The organism is Parabacteroides sp. CAG:2 (genome assembly GCF_000436315.1).
In the GTDB taxonomy this organism is placed as follows: domain Bacteria; phylum Bacteroidota; class Bacteroidia; order Bacteroidales; family Tannerellaceae; genus Parabacteroides; species Parabacteroides distasonis.
The window spans coordinates 26,124-47,022 of sequence record NZ_FR885316.1; the positions used below are offsets into that span (position 1 = coordinate 26,124).

Consider the following 20,899-nt stretch of genomic DNA (forward strand, 5'->3'; position numbering starts at 1 on the left):
TACGCTATGACGTTACCTTTATCTACATACAATATGTTAGACTTTAACAATACCGAGATCGCTTTCTCGTCGAAGTCGCGGGGAGAACTACAAAATGCTTACTGGCTTTTTAATACGATAAAATATCCTTGGTTGGTAAAATGCGCTAAAGTAGCCACGAGTATAGCCTTGAAAATACATTTCCCGCTGGCTTGGGCGGTGAAGCCTACCTTATATAAACAGTTCGTTGGGGGAGAAACTTTACAAGACTGTTCCGCAGCCATCAACCACTTGATGAAATACAACGTGAAATCGACGCTCGATTATTCGGCGGAGAGCGAGCAGACCCCGGAGGGCATACAGGCGACTTTCGAGGAAACCTTGCGCTCGATAGATTTTGCGAAAGGAAATACGAATCTGGCCTATGCCGTATTCAAACCATCCACGATCACGACCGATGAGTTACTGGCCAAAGCTTCCGAGAAACGGGAAGAGCTTACGATAGACGATGTCCGGCATTTCCGCGAGTTCCGCGAGCGTTTTATGGCGCTTTGCCAACGGGCTTACGATAACGACGTACGTATTTTAGTGGATGCGGAGGATTATTGTTTCCAAGATGCCATTGATGCGTTGACCGATGAGGCGATGCGTAAGTTCAACAAGAAACGTGCGATCGTATTCGCTACCTTGCAAATGTATCGTCATGACCGGATGCCTTATCTGCGTCGTATCTACGATGATGCCGTGGCGAAAGGTTATATTGCGGGCGTGAAATTCGTGCGCGGGGCTTATATGGAAGCGGAGCGTGCCCGTGCGGCGGCGTTGGATTATCCCGATCCGATTTGTAAAGATAAGCAGGCCACGGACGAGAATTATGATGCGGCGGTCCGTTTCACCATGGATCATTTAGATCGTTTTGAGATGTTTATGGGAACTCATAATGAGGAGAGTAATTATAAGTTGGCGAAATTGATGGACGAGAAGGGGATCGCCCGCGATGACTCCCGTGTTTTCTTTGCGCAGCTATTGGGAATGAGCGATAATATTTCCTTCAATTTAGCCCATGCGGGATATAACGTAACCAAATACGTACCGTACGCCTCGGTAAGGGATGTACTGCCGTATTTGATCCGGCGTGCGGAAGAGAATACTTCTGTCGCGGGGCAGACCAGCCGGGAACTCCGGATGTTGGAGATGGAAATGACTAGGCGGAAAGAACATAAACCTGCCGAGGGCAGGTAAAGTAGTTTGTCAGCATATTTCGGGGCGTATTGGTGCTGGCAAACTACTTTGTCTGCCTATTTTTATTTACTGGCCTTCAGTCCCCGGATCACGGAAGAGGTAAAACCGGAAAGTTCCATCTCATTTAGACCCTTGATCGTGATTCCGCCCGGAGTTGTTACCTTATCGATTTCCATCTCCGGGTTACTTTTGTTCTCGAGCAATAAATCAACGGCGCCTTTCACGGTATGCACCACGATCTCTTGCGCTTGTTTCGGATAGAAACCCAATTCCACGCCGCCTTCTATCGCCGCGCGGATATAACGCAAGGCGAAAGCGATGCCGCTGGAAGCCAATGCTGTTCCTGCGCCCATCAACCGTTCTTCTACCAACATGGCGTTGCCAAGCTCGTTGAAGATATGGATGATTAGATCCGTTTGCTCCTTGGAGGCGTTGCGGGCGGAAACGAAAGTCATGCTGCTCATCACCTCGATAGCCGTGTTGGGCATGATCCGGAAGATCGTGGGAGTAGCCAGACAATCGAAGTCTGTATTCTTGGTCAAATAAGTATTCAACAGGTCGAAAGTCACGCCAGCCGCTACGGATACGATGATTTGTTTCTCGAAGTCGAGCACCGACTTAATCTCATCTATAATCATTTCTACACGCCAAGGTTTAACGGCGATGATGATGATATCAGCGTTTCGTGCCGCTTCCACGTTATCATGGGTCAAGATAAAGTCCGGATCGATCTTTCTCATCTTCTCCAAGGTCTCGTCCGATTGGGCGGTACAAGTGATATCAGAGGCTTTGAACATGGTTCCTTTCGCTAAACCTCGGGCGATCGCTCCACCGATATTACCCGAACCGATAATAGATATTCTCATTTTGCAGATAATTAGTTATATATTATGTTTTCTGAAGAGGCAAACTTAGATAAAATATCTCAAATACGTACGACTTTGTAGAGTTAGCTACGGATAAAAAACTTACATTTGCGGTCGATACGGACTTAATACTAATATAAATATATAAAATTACATGAAAAAGACAATTCTAGTTTCAAGCATGCTATTCGCTCTGACTATGTCCGCTACGATCCAAGCGCAAGACACGGAGAAGAAGGTGAGTGAGGAGGGATTCGTGTTCACGACCGTGAAAGAGAACCCCATTACATCTGTTAAGAACCAAAATCGTGCGGGTACGTGCTGGTGCTACTCCTCGTACTCTTTCTTGGAGTCGGAGTTGCTTCGTATGGGAAAGGGCGAGTATGACTTATCCGAGATGTTTACGGTATATAACACCTATCTGGATCGTGCCGACGCTGCTGTGCGTACGCATGGGGATGTTTCGTTCTCGCAAGGTGGATCTTTCTATGATGCGCTTTATGGAATGGAAACATTCGGCTTGGTTCCGGAAGAGGAGATGCGCCCGGGCATGATGTATGCCGATACGTTGAGTAACCATACCGAGCTTTCCGCCTTGACGGACGCTATGGTGGCCGCTATCGCCAAGGGAAAGTTACGCAAATTGCAGTCTGATGAGAATAACGCCATGTTATGGAAGAAGGCGGTCGCTGCGGTACATCAGATCTACTTGGGGGTTCCTCCTGAGAAATTCACGTATAAAGGGAAGGAATATACACCGAAATCTTTCTTCGAGTCTACAGGTTTGAAGGCTTCGGATTATGTCTCATTGACTTCTTATACGCATCATCCGTTCTATACCCAGTTCCCGCTAGAGATTCAGGATAACTGGCGTCACGGTATGTCGTATAACTTGCCGCTGGATGAGTTTATGGAGGTCTTTGATAATGCGATTAATACGGGTTATACGATCGCTTGGGGTTCCGATGTGAGCGAATCTGGTTTTACTCGTGACGGAGTGGCCGTTATGCCTGATGATGAGAAGGTACAGGAGTTGAGCGGTTCCGATATGGCTCATTGGTTGAAATTGAAACCGGAGGAAAAGAAGCTGAACACAAAACCGCAACCTCAGAAATGGTGTACCCAAGCAGAGCGTCAGTTGGCTTACGATAATTACGAGACGACAGACGACCATGGTATGCAGATCTACGGTATCGCCAAGGATCAAGAGGGGAACGAGTATTATATGGTAAAGAACTCTTGGGGAACCAACAGCAAGTATAACGGTATTTGGTATGCTTCCAAGGCGTTTGTCCGTTATAAGACCATGAATATCGTGGTTCATAAAGATGCCTTGCCTAAAGCGATCAAAGCCAAGTTAGGTATCAAATAACCGATCTGCCAAGGAGGGTTCAAATAAAAACTAAACCCCGATAGCTTCCGGCGATCCGGTAAGTCTATCGGGGTGATCTATATATACAAAGATGTGCTGCCTATAAATTTATTGGACAAGTCTTAGCGTGTAGTTAAGATCTGCCGCCGCTTTTTGCAACGCGTCGTTCATCAAGGTCAAGTTATCCCCTTCTACTAGGAAATAGATGACGGGTTCGCCATCACTGGGAATCAACTCGTAGATTACTGCGCTAGCGTCATCGGGAGTTCCGTGCTTTACTTTTTGTTTACCGGTTGTAATGGCTTTCTGAGGAGCTTTCTTCGCCGCTCCGGTACTTGAGGCTACTGCTTCCGGTACGGTATAAAGAGCATCCAACTCGAATACGCCTTCCTCGTCTGCGTTATCTTGTTGATAATACAAGGTTAAGTCATAATCTACGTTCACGCTATCCGGAGAAGTCAGGGTTCCCTTATACTTTTTTTGGATAACCGGTCCCTTTTTAGGATCAGCCTTCAAGGAATCCCTCATATTCACGGGCTTTGCCGGTTGGGTCGCCTTAACAGAATGGATCAGTGGCAAAGACGGAGCGTCCGGAGCCGCCGACATTATGGCGAATTCTTCTTCCTCTACTTCTACGGGTACATCCTTTTGGGCTTGCTTCCCGCTACATGCGGCCAAAAATGCCATAGCCGCTACTGCGATAAAATACTTTTTCATTACCATTATTTATTTTATTAGTGACGTTTGGACATATAACATAAAATCCCCCACGATTTGTTTCGTGAGGGATCATTTTTAACTATTTACCGTGAAATATTTATTTCTTGGAAGGCTCTACCCAGTCATCCGGATAGGGAGCGGTCGGGATCGTGGAAGCGCTTCCGTCTCGTCCGGCGAAATAGTGCGGTGACATGATCTCTACGCCAGCCTCATTGAATACGTCCTGTATGTTTTGATGCAGGTCGGAATAGATATCTCCGAGTTTATCGGCGTCCTTTATATAAGCGTTGATTTGATAACAGGGATAGTAATCGCTTAGTTCGGTCTCCAATACGAAAGGCTTCGGCTCTGGCAATACCCCGGTGGTCTGGCGGGCGGCATTGATCAATAATTGATGAACTTGCCGCCAAGGTACGTCGTAGCCGATCGTAACCGTGCTGTGGATGATTAATCCGTATTGCCGTGCGGATACGCTATAATTTGTTGTATGGGAGGACATGATAAAGGAGTTCGGGATGGTCACTACCTCATTCTTAGGGGTACGTAAACGGGTTACAAACGGAGTCTTCTCGATCACGTTGCCAGTCGTCTCGTTTAGTTGGATACGGTCACCCAATTTAAAGGGCCTCATATAAGTAATGACCAGCCCTGCGATGATATTTCCGATCACCGTACTGGAACCCAACGATATGATCAAACCGACAAATACGGATATGCCTTGAAATACCCCCGAGTCCGATCCCGGCAGATAAGGATAGATCATGGCGATCATAAAGGCGTATAGCAGGAAACGGATGATATTAAACGTCGGTTGCGCCCAATCCGGGTAAAAACCTGATATTTTCAGGTTCTCGCTCTCTATCTCGTTGGCTATGTATTGGATTCCTTTTACGATGTATTTGATGCAGTAATAGATCACCAAGATGATAAACAAGTTCGGAATATAGGAGGCTACCGATTTAAAGATCATCTTTACCGGCTCCAACAAATAGGAGAATATCTTCAAGGCTAGATCTTCTGTTTGCGGGAAGATAGCGAAAAGGATCGGTACACTGATGGTTAATTGGATTAGTAACACGATCCATCGTATTACGTTGGTGAAAAACATCAATACACGTCCTTGGCGATGTGTGTTGAGAAATTCATAATCCCGGATGGTAATAGATCTGAGTCGGTTCTGCTTTAACCAGATAATTTTCCTGCGTAGCTTCTTAAACAGATAGTTGGTCAGCTTAAACAGGAAATATTGGATGATAATTACGAGGATGAACAATAATACCCGTTTCGCTATCTGCAAGATACTATGTTGCTCCCTTAACTCTTGTATCTTGTTTTGGATAATCGGTTGATATTGTTCAGCGAGGGCTATACGACTGAGATTTTGCCATAGGGCATCTTGATCGGTGATACTTAGGATAACCTTGTCTCCGTACATGATATCCGTTACGTATTCGCTGTCATAGATATAGATGGAATCCTTCTTCAAGGAATGCGAGGTCCCGATCTTTACCATGATATTGAGGATGTCCTCAGCCCGGTCAACCGGGGTGCGGCCTCCGCGCTTGGCGTAAAGGTGAAATAAGGTATCCCCCTCCACGACTACAGGTACGCCGGGAGTCAGTGCCCGAAGGGAATCGATACGGTTTCGTTGCTCGGACCTTTTTAGGGAGTCGGCGGTAGCGTTGCTGTTTTTCGTGCTTTCCAGCTCGTCTTTCAGTAAGATCTCGTTTAGTTTCATCTCTTGCAACTGGAGGGCTAGCTCCTGCATCTTGATGGAATCCTTCCGGTGCTGCTCATCGAGCGAAAGCGTATCGGTTGGGGTAACTGGTTCCTCCGGATCATTGCCTAATGTCGTAGACAATAGTTCTTCGGCCTTTTCCCTTAATTGGGCGTTGGACACCGTTGGCAGGAAACTGATTCCTGCCAAGATCACTAATCGCAATAAAAATTGTTTCATCGAATCGTGGATTAACTATTTACCACCGGCCGGAAGATGTTCCAGCCAGTATTTAGCCATTGTCTTACGTAGGTGAAGAGTTGTTCCTTCCCTTTCGTTGATGCTATGGCTACGCATCGGGTAACTGATTTGCGTAAACATCTTTCCGTTCTTGATCAACTTGTTCACCAGCATCTCGCAATTTTGGTAATGCACGTTATCATCTCCCGTACCATGAATAAGCAGCAGATTACCTTCCAGTCCCTCGGCATAGGTAATCGGGGAACCTTTGTGGTAGCCTTCCGGATTGTTCTGCGGAGTATTCATGTAACGTTCTTGGTAGATCGTGTCGTATAAACGTTGGTCGGCTACAAAAGCGATCGCTATACCAGTATGGAATATTTTCGGATAACGGAACATGCAGTTTAAGGTCTGGCTACCACCACCGCTCCATCCGGTAATACCGATCCTGTTGGCATCGATAAACGGATATTGACGGGTCATATCCAGAATACCCCTGCTCTGGTCTTCGGAAGCGAAAGTACCCACTTCCCCGTAAATACATTTCCGCCATTCACGTCCACGGGGAGTATTCGCACCCCGGTTCTCGATACTTACCACGATATAACCTTGGTTCGCCATATATTGTTGCCATAAATCTCCGTTACCCCATACATCTTGTACGGTGGCGCTCGCCGGCTCGCCGTATACCTCTATGATAACCGGGTATTTCTTGGATGCGTCGAAATCGACAGGTTTTATCATCCATGCGTCCAAGGTTAGATTGCCGGACTTGACCTTGATAAATTCTTTCGGGTTTAATCCTAAGGCGGCGTATTGGTCCTTGGCTTGGGCATTATCCTCAAGCATGCGTACGGATTGATGTTTCGGGAAAGAAACCATGTCGATAACGGATGGGGTAGAGGCGTTACTATACGTATGTATGGCCCATTTGCCGGTGGGTGACATATTGTAGCGGTGCTGTCCGGATTGTTCCATGGGGCTTACACGCTCCACTTCCCCATTGCCGAATGCTTTAGCCCGGTACAAGTAACGTTGGGTGAAATTGTCCGGGGAGGCGATGAAATAGACCCAGCCCTTTTGTAGATCGGTCCCGACCGGCGAGATATAATCAAAATCACCTTTGGTGATGGGTTGTATCTCTTTTCCGTCCCGGCTTATCCGGTATAAGTGTCGCCAGCCACTACGCTCGCTTTCCCATGTGAAATAGCGGTTGTCCTTTAACCATTGTATGTTATCATTCGTGTCCAGCCATGCGGCATCCGTATCAGTGAAGATATTATTCAGCGAGTTATCGGATATCTTGGCGATCCATACCTTATTTGTATTCTGCGGGCGGTTTAGTTGCTGTATGAACAACTCGTCGCTTTCGGGGATGAATTCCATACGGGGCAGGTAGTTGTTCCGGGGATCTCCGGGTATGGCGATCCAAGTGGTGTTCCCGCCGGTAGAGGAAACGTAGCCTACTTTTACGGCTGAATTGGTGGTTCCTGCCTTGGGGTATGGGAAATGGATTACCTTTGCGTAGATGGAGTCTACATTATTAATAATGTCGAACACTCCCGTTCCTTTCGTATCGCTTTGCCAATAGGCGATATGCTTTCCGTCCGGGCTCCAGCGGAAACCATCCCGGCAACTGAACTCCTCCTCATATACCCAATCGAAAGTTCCGTTGACAATCGTATCGCTTCCGTCTTTTGTTAGCTGCGTGATTTTCCCGGAGTCTATATCTTCTACATATATATTATTGTTGGAAACATAGGCCACACGTGTGCCATCCGGAGAGAATTTAGCGAACATCATGGAGGATTCCGGCATTCCTTTTCCCAATTGACGTAAAGCGCCGTCCTTTAGGTTTAATACCCAATAGTCACCCCGGGTATCATAACGCCATACCCGTTGGGTATTGTTATAAATCAAGACTTTCTCATTATCCGCACTCCAAGAGATACTACGTGCGGGAATAGGCTTTCCTGTAGATTTGTCTGTCAATAGGGATGAGGGGATAATGACTTCACGGGAGTTATCTTTTGCTTGATAGGCGACGATATCCGTGCCTCCGGTTTGCTTATTATTTTCCAAGCGGCTATAACGTTCACCGTCTTTTAGCCAAGTCATGCTTCCGATGCCTTTTGTTTGTATGACGTTACCGGCAACGATATCCTCAAGATTCAACGCTTTTTGTGCCATGCTTATACCTCCCGACAGAAGGCTGATCGTGGCGATCGCTATTAATTTATTTAGTTTCATGTTGTATTAGTTGGTTACTACTATATTTATGCAAAGAACGGAAAGTTAGTTGATATAACAAAATGGATTTGTATATTCGCGCCTCGGAAATCAAGAATAATTATAATTTAATTTTATATAGAAATCGGAATGAAAGCACTTTCAATGTATGTATGGTCACTTTTAGTGATCATGATGATGGGACTTACTTCTTGTGGGGATGATGATGAGCTTCAATTCTCGGAAGAACAATTGGCTTATATCAACAAAAACAAGGAATACATCTGGGAAAAGAAAACAGAGAAAGATGAGATGGGTGAATTAAGATATAAGCAAGTTGTTCTAGGGGGTGATACCGCCTTATACCGGATCATTCGGAAAGAAAATGAGTGGACAACAACACCCACGATGACTTCCGTGGTCTATTTGCTAGGTCTGGAAGGGAAGTTTATAGATGGACAGGTCTTTCAAAAGAAACTGGATAGATCAAGTTTTTCTATGAACGGCATTATCCCGGGCTTAAGCGGTGTCTTATTGAATATCCATCTGGATGAGACCGTGGAGGCGATTATCCCGGCTTCGCTAGGTTATGGATATGGAGATTATAGCGGTATCCCCGGAGGTTCTACTTTAATCTTTACTTTTACCTTGGATAAGGTCGAATGAATATTATCAGACTAAAGGCACATTTGGTTTGATCTGACTTTTATCTTTATAAGATTTGGCACGGTTACTTAATTCCGCCAACGGGTTAATAGTATAAGTAGGTGTGGTGTAATTGCTTTATTTTGAATATGCATACGATTTGTTCGTAAATATTCGATAGTTTCGTTGCTTATCTCCTTTTTTCTTTTTAATTTGGCGGATTATAAACATAATCTTGATATTATGAAGACTGCCATTGTTCCTTTCTTGTTGCTTCTGAATGTTCTTGTCGCTGTAAATGCACAGACTAAGGATTCTGTTATCTTGGTGAAAGATAGTATTACGGTAAAATTGCCGGATGTCTACGTTACTTCCGAGCGTCCTTTGGTTACGGTTACGGACGATGCCTTATCTTTCGACGTGCCTAACTTGATCATGGCCAAACCGGTGAATACTGCATTTGATATTTTAGGAGAGATTCCCGGATTGGTGAAAGAAGGGGACAACGTTAGTATCATCGGCGTCCCTGCTACGAACATTATTATTAACGGACGTAGAAGCTCAATGTCATTGTCCCAGATTGTAGAGCTTCTGAAATCTACCTCGGCCAGCAAAGTAAAGAGTATAGAGCTTTTGTATAGCTCTCCTCCAAAATATGGCGTAAAAGGAGGTAGTATAAATATCATTATGGAGAAGAAAGTGAATGAGGATTTAAGTGCCGATATCTCTTTGACCGGAAAGCAAGCTTTCTACTTCTCGCCAACCGGATTAGTGAATTTATCCTACTCCAAAAAGAAATATAGTCTGGATCTATCTTATTCCGCTAATTATAACCATTCCCGTTCAACCGAGGATATGAACGCCTATCCTATCGTGAAGGATCGCCCTTATGAGATCCTGCAAGAAAATACGGCGGTAGGTCGTTCTATGAACCATACGATTGGGGCGAGTGCCAATTGGTTTATGGATAAGGGGCGTGAGGTGGATATTTCTTATTATGCCAAGATAACGGATTCTAATTCCAAACGATATTCGAACACTCTATTTGTGGGTATTGAGAATGCGGAAAGTAATAATAAGTTATCGGGCCCGAAGAATCTTCAAAATGTACGATTGAATTATGCACATTCCAAGAACTTGAGCGCAGGGGTGGATTATACCTATTATAAGGATCGCAGGGATCAATATATGATCTCGGATTATCCCGATACGAAACAAGAGGTGGAGGCTACCTCCCGGCAAAATATCCATTTGGCGAATGTATTCGTCAACTACGAACGGGTATTTGGAAAAGGATGGAAAATTAACGCGGGCACGAATGTGCAGTTATCCTTTACGGATAATAGCTCCTTTACCTACCAAGATAAACAGGAGGATCTGTCAGCTACGTTTGCCCAAAAAGAAAAAGAGTATACGGCGGGATTGTATGCCGGTTTCTCTAAGCGTTTTGGCAAGAAACTGGTGTTGAGCGCTTCTCTTTCGGCGGAGTATAATAAGGCGGTGATTGATTCGGCGGGCCGGAAGTGGACCTTATGGTCTGGGGTAAATCTCTATCCACAATTGAACTTGAGTTATACGATCGATCCATCGAATATGCTTCAAGTCAATTTTTCCAGCGATAAGAAGTATCCGGCGTATTGGGCCATGAGCTCGAATGTTTCTTATTTGAATGTGTATAGTCAGGTACGGGGAAATCCTTATTTGGAACCGGAACGTATTTATATGGCTAGGGCTAATTATATCTTGAAAAAGAAATATGTTTTTGGACTATTTGCCAATCATCATGTGAATTATATTCGCCAATTGTATTATCAAGATACGAAAGCGTTGAGAGCCTATTACCAATCGGTTAATTTCGATAAGCATAATACTTTCGGGGCGATGGCAGTTATCCCGTTTCGGATCGGTGGGGTGGTTAGCTCACGGTTCGTGGCATCGGGCTTCTTAATTCAAGATGAGGGAGTGTTTATCGATATTTCGTTTGATCGGAAAAAGTTATTCGGGCAGTTGATGTTGTTCAATACGTTTACTTTATCAAAGAAGAAGAACTTATCGCTGGAAGTGAATGCTCGCTATAGTGCGCCTTCGATACAAGGTATCTATGATGTGGATGGTAATTATAATGTATCGGCAGGGCTTGTCTGGAATCCGATACCGAAAAAGTTAAGTGTAATGCTGCGAGGTGAGGATTTGTTAAAGGGCTTACGTGCGAAAACGCATATTGATTATCCCAGCCAGAAGAGTGATATGACGATCTATTCGGATACTCGTTCAGTATCGCTCACTTTAAAGTATACATTGGGCAAGATGAACCGGAAGAATAAGAAAGAGATCGATTCTTCACGGTTTGGTCAATAATGTTCTTATGGAATCCATTCGATAACGCCTGTGACTGGATGTTGTTTTTTCCAGTCCTCTAATTCTGCATACGTACGCACGCCGTCTTGAATGACTGCTAGGTAATATTCCACGCCCATGATTTTCGCTGTATCCGGTGTCTCATATTTCAGTTTTAAGATGGCCTGTCGAGTCTCGTCAGTCAGTACGGCGGTTATACGTTCGGCCATTTTCTCGAAATAACCGTCATAACGGGAACCTTTTACGATATGGATCATATCAATTTGCCAGAGTTCGTTATTCGGATCTTGGAACCATGCGTGCCATTCTACACATCGTTCTTCCGTATCGAGCGAGTTTCCGTATTCGATTCGTTTAATGAGCGGGTTCTCCGCTAGCCGGGCCATCGCTTGGAAGCTGTCGGATATACGGAAGGGAGAGGTGTAAATATGGAAGTCGATATCCTTATGTTTCATGAGTAGTCCCATATTTAAGGAGCCTACTAAGTTTATTTCCGCCCCGACAGATTTCCAGATATTTATAATGTCGGTTTGCCGGATCACTTCCCAAGCTCTTTCTTGGTTTCTTTTCGCTAATTCTAATAGATGTTCCATGATTTAAATAATTTGGGATGCGAAGTTAAAAAACGAAATGGAATAAGGAAATAGCTATTTATAGCTAGGTTGATATATTATATAGGTGTACTATTTTCAGTTGTAGAGACGGAGCGTGTCCCGTCTCTACAATTTGTACAATATATATTTATCTTTTGGATAACCTGAATAACTCACCGATCCATAAAACTAGAGAGGAAGATCCGATAATAATCGCCCAATCTCTCAAGGACAAAGGTATTACGCTAAACATCTCGCCTCCAAAAGTGACGATCAGGTATTGACCGATCAAAATCAGTAATGCAACTAGCAAGAAACTTTTACTATCCTTTAAATTGGCGAAAGCGGAACGTCCTTCCATAAAAGCCTTCGCGTTAAACATATTCCAGAACTGTAGCATCACGAAGAAGCTGAAGAACCATGATAAGTCGTGTGGCGTTAAGCCGTCTTGCGCATGGAAATAGAACAACAAGCCCATCAAGATTACGACAAATGCGAATCCGACACCGAAAATATTGTAAGCCATCGGGCGAGTGATAATGAAATCTCCATCCTTACCGCTCCGGCGAGGTTTATCTTTCATCACTCGTTCATTCGGTGGGAGAGAGGCCAATGCTCCGGCTGCGAATGTATCCATGATCAAGTTTACCCATAACATCTGCGTGATGGTCAAAGGTGATTCCGTACCTAATAAGGAACCTAATAATACGATCAGACAAGCGGCAACATTGATGGTCAATTGGAATAACAGGAATTTCTGGATATTCCGGTACAAGGAACGTCCCCACATCACCGCACGGGTAATGCTACTGAACGAGTTATCGATAATCGTGATGTCGCTGGCTTCCTTGGCGACGGAAGTACCGTCTCCCATGGAGAGGCCGACTTGAGCAGCTTTCAAGGCTGGGGCATCGTTTGTCCCGTCGCCGGTAACCGCTACCACAGCGCCTTTTTGCTGTAATAATTGTACCAAACGCTGTTTGTCCGTAGGACGGGCACGACACATGATCTTCAAGTCTAAGACACGCTCCAAGGCCTCTTGGTCGCTAAGCGCCTCGAATGCGGGACCTGTTATAATGTTCCTGTCGCTATCATCCGTTTTCCACGTACCGATCTGCCGTCCGATTTCTTTGGCCGTACCCGGTGTATCTCCCGTAACGATCTTCACGTTGATACCTGCGTTCAAGCAACTTTGAACAGCGGGCGGCACGTCCGCACGTACCGGATCGGAGATCGCTACAATACCTAAATACGTTAAATCCGTATCATGCAAACGACCCTCTACGAAGAAAGTCTCATCCTTTCCATCCTCGATAATTTGGTAAGCGAAGCCAAGCGTACGCATCGCTTGGTTCTGGTAATCCAATAATTGTTTTTCGATGCCGGCTTTACATTCCGCCACCGGTTTGCAAGTTCCGTCTATCGCCACCCGGTTACTTTTGGCCAGTACGATTTCGGGAGCACCTTTCACGTAAAGTACCTTCTTGCCGAGTAACGGTGATTGTACGATTGTAGCCATATATTTCCGTTCCGTAGAGAAGGTCAATTGATCTAGGATCGTAGCGTTCTCTCTTAATTCCAGATAATTTTGGTGTTGTCCGTTCAACCAGAGTAAAAGGGCGGCCTCCGTCGGGTTTCCAAGGGTTTTTACCTTTTCTTCCGAGAAATCGAGGAATGCCGTGGAGTTCGTGGAGATACCTTCTTTGATCAGGTTACTTAACTCATCCTCCCCAAGCTTTTGTTCTTTCAGGTTGTAGAAATTCGTTTGGTAGACTTGCATTTGATTCTGTGTCAACGTTCCGGTTTTGTCCGTACAAATTACGGTAGTTGCTCCCATGGTCTCGCAGGCATGCATTTTGCGGACAAGATTATTCGTCTTCAACATACGGTTCATGCTTAGGGCCAAACTTAGCGTGACACTCATCGGTAATCCTTCCGGAACGGATACCACGATCAACGTAACCGCTACCATAAAGTAGTTGAGGATATGGGCGATGATGTCCATCGCCGGCATCCCGGGGAAGCTATCCGATAAAAGGAATTTTACGGTCAAGGCGATGAACGTCACTCCGGCGATCGTATATCCGGCTTTGCTGATCACTCCGGCCAAACCTTTCAATTGGATCTGTAAGGGAGTCTCTACATCGCTCTCGATTTGCGAGCCTTCGTAGACCTTACCGTATCCGGTAGCATCACCCACTTTTTCCACTTGCATGACGCCATGTCCGTCCACGACCGTCGTTCCTCGCATGACTACATTGGACGGATAAGTCGCTTCCGTATCGAAATCCGCCTCGTTTGTTGTCTTGCTAATAATCGGTTCACCGGTTAGTGTGGATTCGTTGATCTGTAGGGAAATGGCTTCAAGCAAATGTCCATCTGCGGGAATTTCCTCACCTGTCTCCAAAACAACGATATCGCCTACGACGACCTCTTTTTTCGGTATTTGGCAGATATTCCCGTCACGGATTACCTTCACTAAAATATCATCATTGACTGTATTCAAGATATCGAATGCCTTGTTCGCTTTCACCTCGAAGAAAAAGCCCACGCAACTGGCAAGCATGATAGCGAAGAAAATGCCGATCGGCTCCAAGAAGGCCGTAAAACCTTTCGCCTCAGGTCCCCAGCAATGTACGCCAGCGATTATCATGGACAAGAGCCATGCCACTAATAATATACGAATAATAGGATCTTCGAATTTCTCCAAGAATTGGCTCCATAACGAAGCTTTCTGGGGCGGGGTAAGTACATTCTCGCCGTGAAGGCGCCTGCTCTCTTCTACTTCTTGTTTGGTTAATCCTCGGTACTGATGTTTTTTCTCCATAAATTTATTAATCTGATTAAGAAAATAGGATAGCAAATTACGTAAAGTTATACGACATATACAAGGGTTTAACCTTTTTGCATATATTTGTGTTGTATAACGAATTAATTTTTAATTAAAAGATGAAGAAAGTACTATTCATGTTATTGGTTATGTTCGCTTTGAGCGCCTGCCAATCAAAGGATTCATATGTGAAGGAGTTTAGTGATTTTGTAGATAAGGTGGAAATGGAGGCCGCTGATTATACCGATAAGGACTGGAAGAAGGCGGATCTGAAATTCTCGGATCTATCCACGAATCTTTACGCCAAGTTCGAGGAAGAGTTAAGCGCTGATGAGAAAGCGGAGATCATTAAATTGCAAGCGACATACGCCGGATTGAAAATGAAAGCGGGCGTGAAAGACGCTGCCAAGAAAGTGGATAAGTTCTTGGATGGTTTGAAGGAAGGAACAAAATAACCTCTAATACGAAAATAAGATGAACAGAAATTGGGTGTATTCGCTATTTGCTTTATGGATCGTCTGCTCGTTCGCTTGTACGCAGCCTAAACCTGTGGCGAATGTGGAAGTTCAGAAAGAGAATTTCGTATTCTCTATAAAAGGGACAGATACATTGTCCTTGGACAAGTATGAGTTGCCTTCTATATCGCCCGCCTTAAAAAAGCCTGTGATGATTTTTGCTTTTGGCGGTGGGTTTAAAGGGGGAGATAAGGCGGATAAAGGATATATTCCCTATTTCGAGTTCCTCGCCCGAAACGGATTTGTGGTCGTTTCTACGGATTATCGTACCACCTTGAAGAATCTGGATCCTTCTAAAGTCTCTTCTCCGATGGACTTTATCGCGGCCTTGCAGCATGCGATCGATACGGCGGTAGAGGATTTTTATGATGCTACCGGTTTTGTGATCAACCAAAGCTCGGATTGGAACATCGATGTGGAGCAGATCGTAGCGAGCGGTTCGAGTGCCGGGGCGATTACGGTATTGCAGGCAGAGTATGATTTATGTAACGGACATGAGTTGGCGAAAAGGCTACCGGCAGGTTTCAACTATGCCGGTGTGATCTCATATGCCGGTGCGGTCTCTGGTGTGCTTCCTCCACATTGGGAAAAGATGCCTTGTCCGATTATGCTATTCCATGGCGATGCGGATAAAACCGTTCCTTTTGAACAAGCCGCTATGGAGAACCTCGGCGGTTTATGGGGATCATCCGCTGTAGCGAAAAGTCTGGAAAATCTTCAAGCTTCCTATTATTTTTATAAGGTAGAGAATGCGGGGCATGAGATCTCTGGGCTCCCTATGTCCCGGAACCAATACGATATCATGAGCTTCTTGAGCCGTCAAGTCTTAGGCGATGAGAATTTAGCGATCACGACAGACGAACGTGTTCCCGGTGATACGATCGTACGGAAAGATTTTACCGTACAGGATTATATCTTGGATAATTTGCGTTAATATGATAATGAAATATAAACAGCCTTAATTTGACCTTTTTAGATTAAACTATTCACCCGAAGGATTGTCTTTACTATATAGAGTGATTAATAGTGTGTTTAGTTTATTAAGGTTATGAGATTAACAAGGTTAGTTGGATTTTTAGGGATTGTCCTTTTTTGTGCAGGGCAATCCCTTTTTGCTCAAAGTAAGCAAGAGCGGAAGGAGCAAAAAGAGAGAGTAGTGAGGGAGATCGTGGATAGCGGTCGTATTAAGATCGATGTGGATCGTGCCGTACCGATGGCCGGGAGATCCGTCAATCTTACTTCCCCCTACTCATTGGAAATACATGGTGACTCGATCCTGTCTTATCTTCCTTACTTTGGACGTGTTTACTCTGCTCCTTATGGTGGTGGAGAGGGCTTGACGTTTAAAGAAGTGGCGGCAGAGAAGGAGCAAACCTCTGAAAAGAAAGGTAGTTCCGAAATCAAGTTCCGTGTAAAGACCAAAGAGGATGTATACATGTTTCGGGTGGAAGTCTATCCGAATGGCTCGGTGACAATCAATGTGACACCCGTGAATAAACAGGCTATTACCTTTTATGGTGATGTCGCCTTAGACTTGAAATAGTCGTCCTTGCCGTGTATCTCTTTCCTCGATCCGCTTATTTACCTTAGCGGTAAATTCGAAATTCTTTAAACCCCAATCCGGTGCGATCAGTAGCTCTTTGGGGGATTGTGATACGAACCTCTCTACTACGATAGAGGGGTTCAGTCGTTCTATGAAGTCAATCACTAATTCGATATATTCATCAGCCGTATATAAATGGAAATCAGAAGGATCTTCCTTGAACTCTTTCGCCATGCGGGTATTCTTGATTAGCTGCAATTGGTGCAGTTTAAGTGTCGTGATCGGGAGGCGTGATAAGACATCCGCATGGTGTAATATTTCATCCCTACTTTCTCCCGGTAGTCCGAGTATCAGGTGTGCCCCGGTGTAAATACCTTTTGCCGCCGTACGACGGATAGCGGATTCCGATTCTTCATGGGTATGCCCTCTGTTTATGCGGACTAAGGTCTTATCAAGCGTACTTTCCAATCCATATTCAATCATGACGAATTTTCGCAGGGAAAGCTCCGCAAAATAATCCAATAAACCTTCCGGCATACAGTCCGGACGAGTGCCGACAATCAATCCTTCTACTCCGGGATAGGCAAGCGCTTCCTCATATTTGAGAATAAGAGAGTCTAATCGGTCGTATGTATTCGTGTAGGCTTGGAAGTAGGCCAGATACCGCATATCCGGATATTTGCGGGAAAAAAAACGTACGCCTTCCTCTAATTGCTCGGTAACGCTTTTCTCCGTATGACAGTATTCTGGACTGAATGTTTGGTTATTACAATAGGTGCAACCGCCCCATCCTTTAGACCCGTCTCGGTTCGGGCAGGTGAAGCCTGCGTTTATGGAAATCTTCTGAACCTTGAATTTGAATAGATCCCGTAGAAAATCCCCAAATTCATAATATCGTTTAGTTTTTTTCATAAGACAAAGATACGATTTCTCGCAATTTGAATCACTTTTTTATGCTAACTTCGCGTTTCAATCTGAAATAAAGAGTATAAATGAAACGATTAGGTTTTAGTTTATTGCTTTCGTTGGCCGTATTCGGAAGTGTGGCCGCACAAACCGGAAGCAAGCATGTTGACTTAAAAGAAATAACCGATGGGAAATTTCGTCAAGTGACGGCTATCGGAGAGATGCGATCCCTGCCGGATGGAGAACACTACACAGCCATGAACGCCGATAAGAGTATGATCATTAAATATTCCTATCGTACGGGAAATCCTGTGGATACATTGTTTAATGCCCGTAAAGCTCGTGAATGTACCTTTACGGATTTTGATGGATATACAATCAGCAGCACCGGGCATCATATCTTGGTTTGGAGGGATACGGAGTCTATTTATCGTCGCTCTACCAAGGCTGTGGTTTATGATTATGACGTACGTCGTAATTATGTGAAGCCTATTTCCGATGCCAAGGGTAAGCAAATGATCCCGACATTCTCGCCGGATGGTCGTATGTGCGCTTATGTACGGGATAATAATATTTGGATACGTAAGTTTGATTTTGATACCGAGGTACAAGTTACCAAGGACGGTGAGTTGAATAAGATATTGAATGGTATCACGGATTGGGTGTATGAGGAAGAATTCGCGGTGACAAATCTAATGGCGTGGTCTCCCGATAGCGAGTATCTGGCCTTTGTCCGTTTTGACGAGTCCGAGGTGCCCGAATATTCTATGCAGATGTATGGTGAGGGACTTTATCCGGGGTATTACGAATATAAATATCCGAAGGCCGGGCAGAAGAATTCAAAGGTCTCCGTACATTCTTATAGCGTAGTCACCAAAGACACGAAAGAGATGAAGGTCCCGGTAGAAGGCGACTTCTATATTCCCCGCATTACTTTCACGCAGAATCCGGATCAGTTGGCTATCATGACATTGAACCGCCAGCAGAATGTATTCAATATGTATTATGCAAATCCGAAGAGCGGTGTGTTCCGTTTGATCTTGCGTGAGGAAAATAAATGCTACGTGGATTCTGATTGGTTGACTTCCATCCAGTTCTTGAACAATGGGTTTACCTATGTGAGTGAACAAGATGGCTATTCCCATATTTATTTGTATTCCCCGACAGGTGTTATGCAACGTCAGGTAACTCAAGGGAACTGGGATGTCACGGCCTTTCTAGGTGTGGATGAGAATACGAAGACTTTCTATTACGAGTCTGCCGAGGAAAGCCCGATCCGCCGCTCTATCTATAAGATCGACGCGAAAGGCGTGAAGACAAAACTCTCCACGGAAGAGGGTATGAACAAGGCGGTCTTTAGTGACAATTTCGCTTATTTCGTGAATACCTATTCCAATGCGAATACCCCGGCGAAGATTACGGTGAATGAGACGAAGACCAAAAAGGAACTACGTGTTCTGCAAGATAACGCAGCATTGAAGAGTAAGCTGAAGGAATATGTTTTTGCTAAGAAGGAATTTATGAAGGTACATACGGCTTCGGATTATGAGTTCAACGCTTGGATCGTAAAACCCGCTGATTTTGACCCGTCGAAGAAATATCCGGTGATGATGACGCAATATAGTGGCCCTAACTCCCAGCAAGTATTGGATCAATACGGTTTCGATTGGGAGCAATATCTGGCCTCAAATGGTATTATCGTGGTATGTGTGGATGGTCGTGGAACCGGTGCCCGTGGTGAGGCATTCCGTAAATGTACTTATTTGAGAATGGGCGAGCTGGAATCCAGAGACCAAGTGGAGGCTGCGCAAGCGTTAGGCAAGTTACCTTATATCGATAAGGATCGTATCGCGATCTGGGGTTGGAGTTTCGGAGGTTATAACACGTTGATGGCCTTGAGTACCGGAAACGGAACGTTTAAGGTGGGTATCGCTGTAGCTCCTCCGACGGACTGGAAATATTATGACTCCGTTTATACGGAGCGTTTCATGCGTACCCCGCAAGAGAATTTCGAGGGCTATGCGGCTACCTCTCCGTTACGCCGGGTGAAAGACTTACAAGGCAAGTTATTGCTGGTTCATGGAACCGCCGATGATAATGTTCATTTTATGCAAACAATGGAATATGCCGAGGCTTTGGTTCAAGCCAATAAGCAGTTCGATATGCATGTTTATAAAGATCGGAATCATAGCATATATGGTGGTAATACCCGTTACCATTTGTATACGAAGATGGCTAATTATTTATTCAATAATTTGTAAGACATGGCGCAGCATTTAAGAAAGCCGGATTGGTTGAAGATCCGGCTTGGCGGAAATGAGCAATTCACGAAGACAAAAAGTATTGTTGAATCTCATTGCCTTCACACAATATGCACAAGTGGTAAATGCCCGAATATGGGTGAATGTTGGAGCTGGGGAACAGCTACATTCATGATCGGTGGTGAGATCTGTACTCGCTCTTGTCGTTTTTGTAATACGCTAACGGGTAAACCTCTTCCGTTGGACCCGAAAGAGCCTGCGAATGTAGCGGAGAGCATCCGTTTAATGAATCTCAAGCATGCGGTGATCACGTCCGTTGATCGTGATGACTTACCAGACTTAGGCGCTTCTCATTGGGTAAATACGATCCGTACGATCAAAGAGGTGAATCCTCAAACGACCGTGGAAGTCTTAATCCCGGATTTTCAAGGACGATTGGATCTGGTTGATCAGGTCGTGGATGCGGCGCCTGAGATTATCTCCCATAATATGGAGACTGTACGCCGTATCAGTCCGCAAGTGCGTAGCGCCGCTAAGTATGACGTGAGCTTATCCGTTTTGCGACGAATCGCTGAGCGGGGTGTGGTAGCCAAGACTGGTATCATGGTCGGACTGGGGGAGACTGAGGATGAGGTGCTTGAATTAATGGATGATGTTTTGCAGGCGGGTGTTTCTGTTTTGACAATCGGGCAGTATTTACAGCCCTCTCGCAAGAATATTCCCGTCTCTGAATATGTGACTCCTGAACGCTTTGAATATTATAGACAACAGGCCGTTAACAAAGGTTTTAAGAAAGTAGAGAGCGCTCCGCTGGTGCGCTCGTCGTACCATGCGGAAAAGCATATATGATTCATGAACTTTTGACAATCTTTGTTGTTATTAA

General features: G+C 44.9%; 16 protein-coding genes. 9 read left to right on the forward strand and 7 right to left on the reverse strand.

Going from position 1 to position 20,899, the window contains the following annotated elements:
• The first annotated feature begins 33 nt into the window (after positions 1-33).
• Positions 34-1,221: a proline dehydrogenase family protein gene (locus tag QVP94_RS13445; RefSeq protein WP_008779995.1), complete on the forward strand. Its 1,188-nt coding sequence runs from the start codon at positions 34-36 to the stop codon at positions 1,219-1,221.
• 62 nt (positions 1,222-1,283) lie between these two features.
• Here QVP94_RS13445 and proC read toward each other — a convergent pair whose 3' ends face one another.
• Positions 1,284-2,087: a pyrroline-5-carboxylate reductase gene (gene proC / locus QVP94_RS13450; protein WP_005854240.1), complete on the reverse strand. Its 804-nt coding sequence runs from the start codon at positions 2,085-2,087 to the stop codon at positions 1,284-1,286.
• Positions 2,088-2,241: 154 nt separating this feature from the next.
• On the opposite strand from proC, the gene QVP94_RS13455 reads away from it, so the two are divergent.
• Positions 2,242-3,459, forward strand: a complete 1,218-nt coding sequence (locus QVP94_RS13455; RefSeq protein WP_005854242.1) for a C1 family peptidase — start codon at positions 2,242-2,244, stop codon at positions 3,457-3,459.
• A gap of 108 nt (positions 3,460-3,567) precedes the next feature.
• On the opposite strand, the gene QVP94_RS13460 is transcribed toward QVP94_RS13455, so the two are convergent.
• The 3 genes from QVP94_RS13460 to QVP94_RS13470 all read right to left on the reverse strand — a co-directional run bounded on the left by QVP94_RS13460 (position 3,568) and on the right by QVP94_RS13470 (position 8,386).
• On the reverse strand, positions 3,568-4,176 hold the full coding sequence (locus tag QVP94_RS13460) for a hypothetical protein (protein ID WP_005854244.1): 609 nt from the start codon (positions 4,174-4,176) through the stop codon (positions 3,568-3,570).
• A gap of 100 nt (positions 4,177-4,276) precedes the next feature.
• Positions 4,277-6,136, reverse strand: a complete 1,860-nt coding sequence (locus QVP94_RS13465) for a mechanosensitive ion channel family protein (RefSeq protein WP_005854246.1) — start codon at positions 6,134-6,136, stop codon at positions 4,277-4,279.
• A 15-nt stretch (positions 6,137-6,151) separates the two neighbouring features.
• Complete coding sequence (locus QVP94_RS13470; RefSeq protein ID WP_009018026.1) at positions 6,152-8,386, reverse strand: S9 family peptidase; 2,235 nt, start codon at positions 8,384-8,386, stop codon at positions 6,152-6,154.
• A 129-nt stretch (positions 8,387-8,515) separates the two neighbouring features.
• Here QVP94_RS13470 and QVP94_RS13475 point away from each other — a divergent pair, with 129 nt between their 5' ends.
• Together QVP94_RS13475 and QVP94_RS13480 are read left to right on the forward strand one after the other, a co-directional pair.
• Positions 8,516-9,031 carry an FKBP-type peptidyl-prolyl cis-trans isomerase gene (locus tag QVP94_RS13475; RefSeq protein ID WP_011966791.1) on the forward strand — a complete coding sequence of 172 codons (516 nt, stop codon included), beginning with the start codon at positions 8,516-8,518 and terminating at the stop codon, positions 9,029-9,031.
• Between the two features lie 222 nt (positions 9,032-9,253).
• Positions 9,254-11,368, forward strand: a complete 2,115-nt coding sequence (locus tag QVP94_RS13480; protein ID WP_022192800.1) for an outer membrane beta-barrel family protein — start codon at positions 9,254-9,256, stop codon at positions 11,366-11,368.
• Between the two features lie 5 nt (positions 11,369-11,373).
• Here the strand turns inward: QVP94_RS13480 and QVP94_RS13485 are convergent, their stop codons facing one another.
• Positions 11,374-11,961, reverse strand: a complete 588-nt coding sequence (locus QVP94_RS13485; RefSeq protein WP_009018029.1) for a hypothetical protein — start codon at positions 11,959-11,961, stop codon at positions 11,374-11,376.
• A 148-nt stretch (positions 11,962-12,109) separates the two neighbouring features.
• Positions 12,110-14,788 (reverse strand): calcium-translocating P-type ATPase, PMCA-type, encoded by a 2,679-nt coding sequence (locus QVP94_RS13490; RefSeq protein ID WP_005854258.1) that lies wholly within the window; start codon positions 14,786-14,788, stop codon positions 12,110-12,112.
• A 122-nt stretch (positions 14,789-14,910) separates the two neighbouring features.
• Here QVP94_RS13490 and QVP94_RS13495 point away from each other — a divergent pair, with 122 nt between their 5' ends.
• The 3 genes from QVP94_RS13495 to QVP94_RS13505 all read left to right on the forward strand — a co-directional run bounded on the left by QVP94_RS13495 (position 14,911) and on the right by QVP94_RS13505 (position 16,849).
• Positions 14,911-15,246 carry a DUF6565 domain-containing protein gene (locus tag QVP94_RS13495; RefSeq protein WP_009018031.1) on the forward strand — a complete coding sequence of 112 codons (336 nt, stop codon included), beginning with the start codon at positions 14,911-14,913 and terminating at the stop codon, positions 15,244-15,246.
• 19 nt (positions 15,247-15,265) lie between these two features.
• The gene (locus QVP94_RS13500; protein WP_005854262.1) at positions 15,266-16,240 is read left to right on the forward strand and encodes an alpha/beta hydrolase family protein; all 975 of its coding nucleotides are present in this window, start codon (positions 15,266-15,268) and stop codon (positions 16,238-16,240) included.
• Between the two features lie 114 nt (positions 16,241-16,354).
• Entirely contained in the window at positions 16,355-16,849 is a 495-nt protein-coding gene (locus QVP94_RS13505) for a DUF4251 domain-containing protein (RefSeq protein ID WP_022192801.1), read from the forward strand.
• Here the strand turns inward: QVP94_RS13505 and mnmL are convergent.
• Complete coding sequence (mnmL, locus tag QVP94_RS13510) at positions 16,835-17,761, reverse strand: tRNA modification radical SAM protein MnmL/YtqA (protein ID WP_009018032.1); 927 nt, start codon at positions 17,759-17,761, stop codon at positions 16,835-16,837. The two genes, QVP94_RS13505 and mnmL, sit on opposite strands and share 15 nt — an antisense overlap.
• Positions 17,762-17,841: 80 nt before the next feature.
• Here mnmL and QVP94_RS13515 point away from each other — a divergent pair, with 80 nt between their 5' ends.
• Together QVP94_RS13515 and lipA are read left to right on the forward strand one after the other, a co-directional pair.
• Positions 17,842-20,016, forward strand: coding sequence for a S9 family peptidase (locus QVP94_RS13515; protein WP_022192802.1), 2,175 nt, complete (start codon positions 17,842-17,844; stop codon positions 20,014-20,016).
• 3 nt (positions 20,017-20,019) lie between these two features.
• Positions 20,020-20,865, forward strand: coding sequence for a lipoyl synthase (gene lipA / locus QVP94_RS13520; protein ID WP_022192803.1), 846 nt, complete (start codon positions 20,020-20,022; stop codon positions 20,863-20,865).
• Positions 20,866-20,899: the final 34 nt, after the last annotated feature.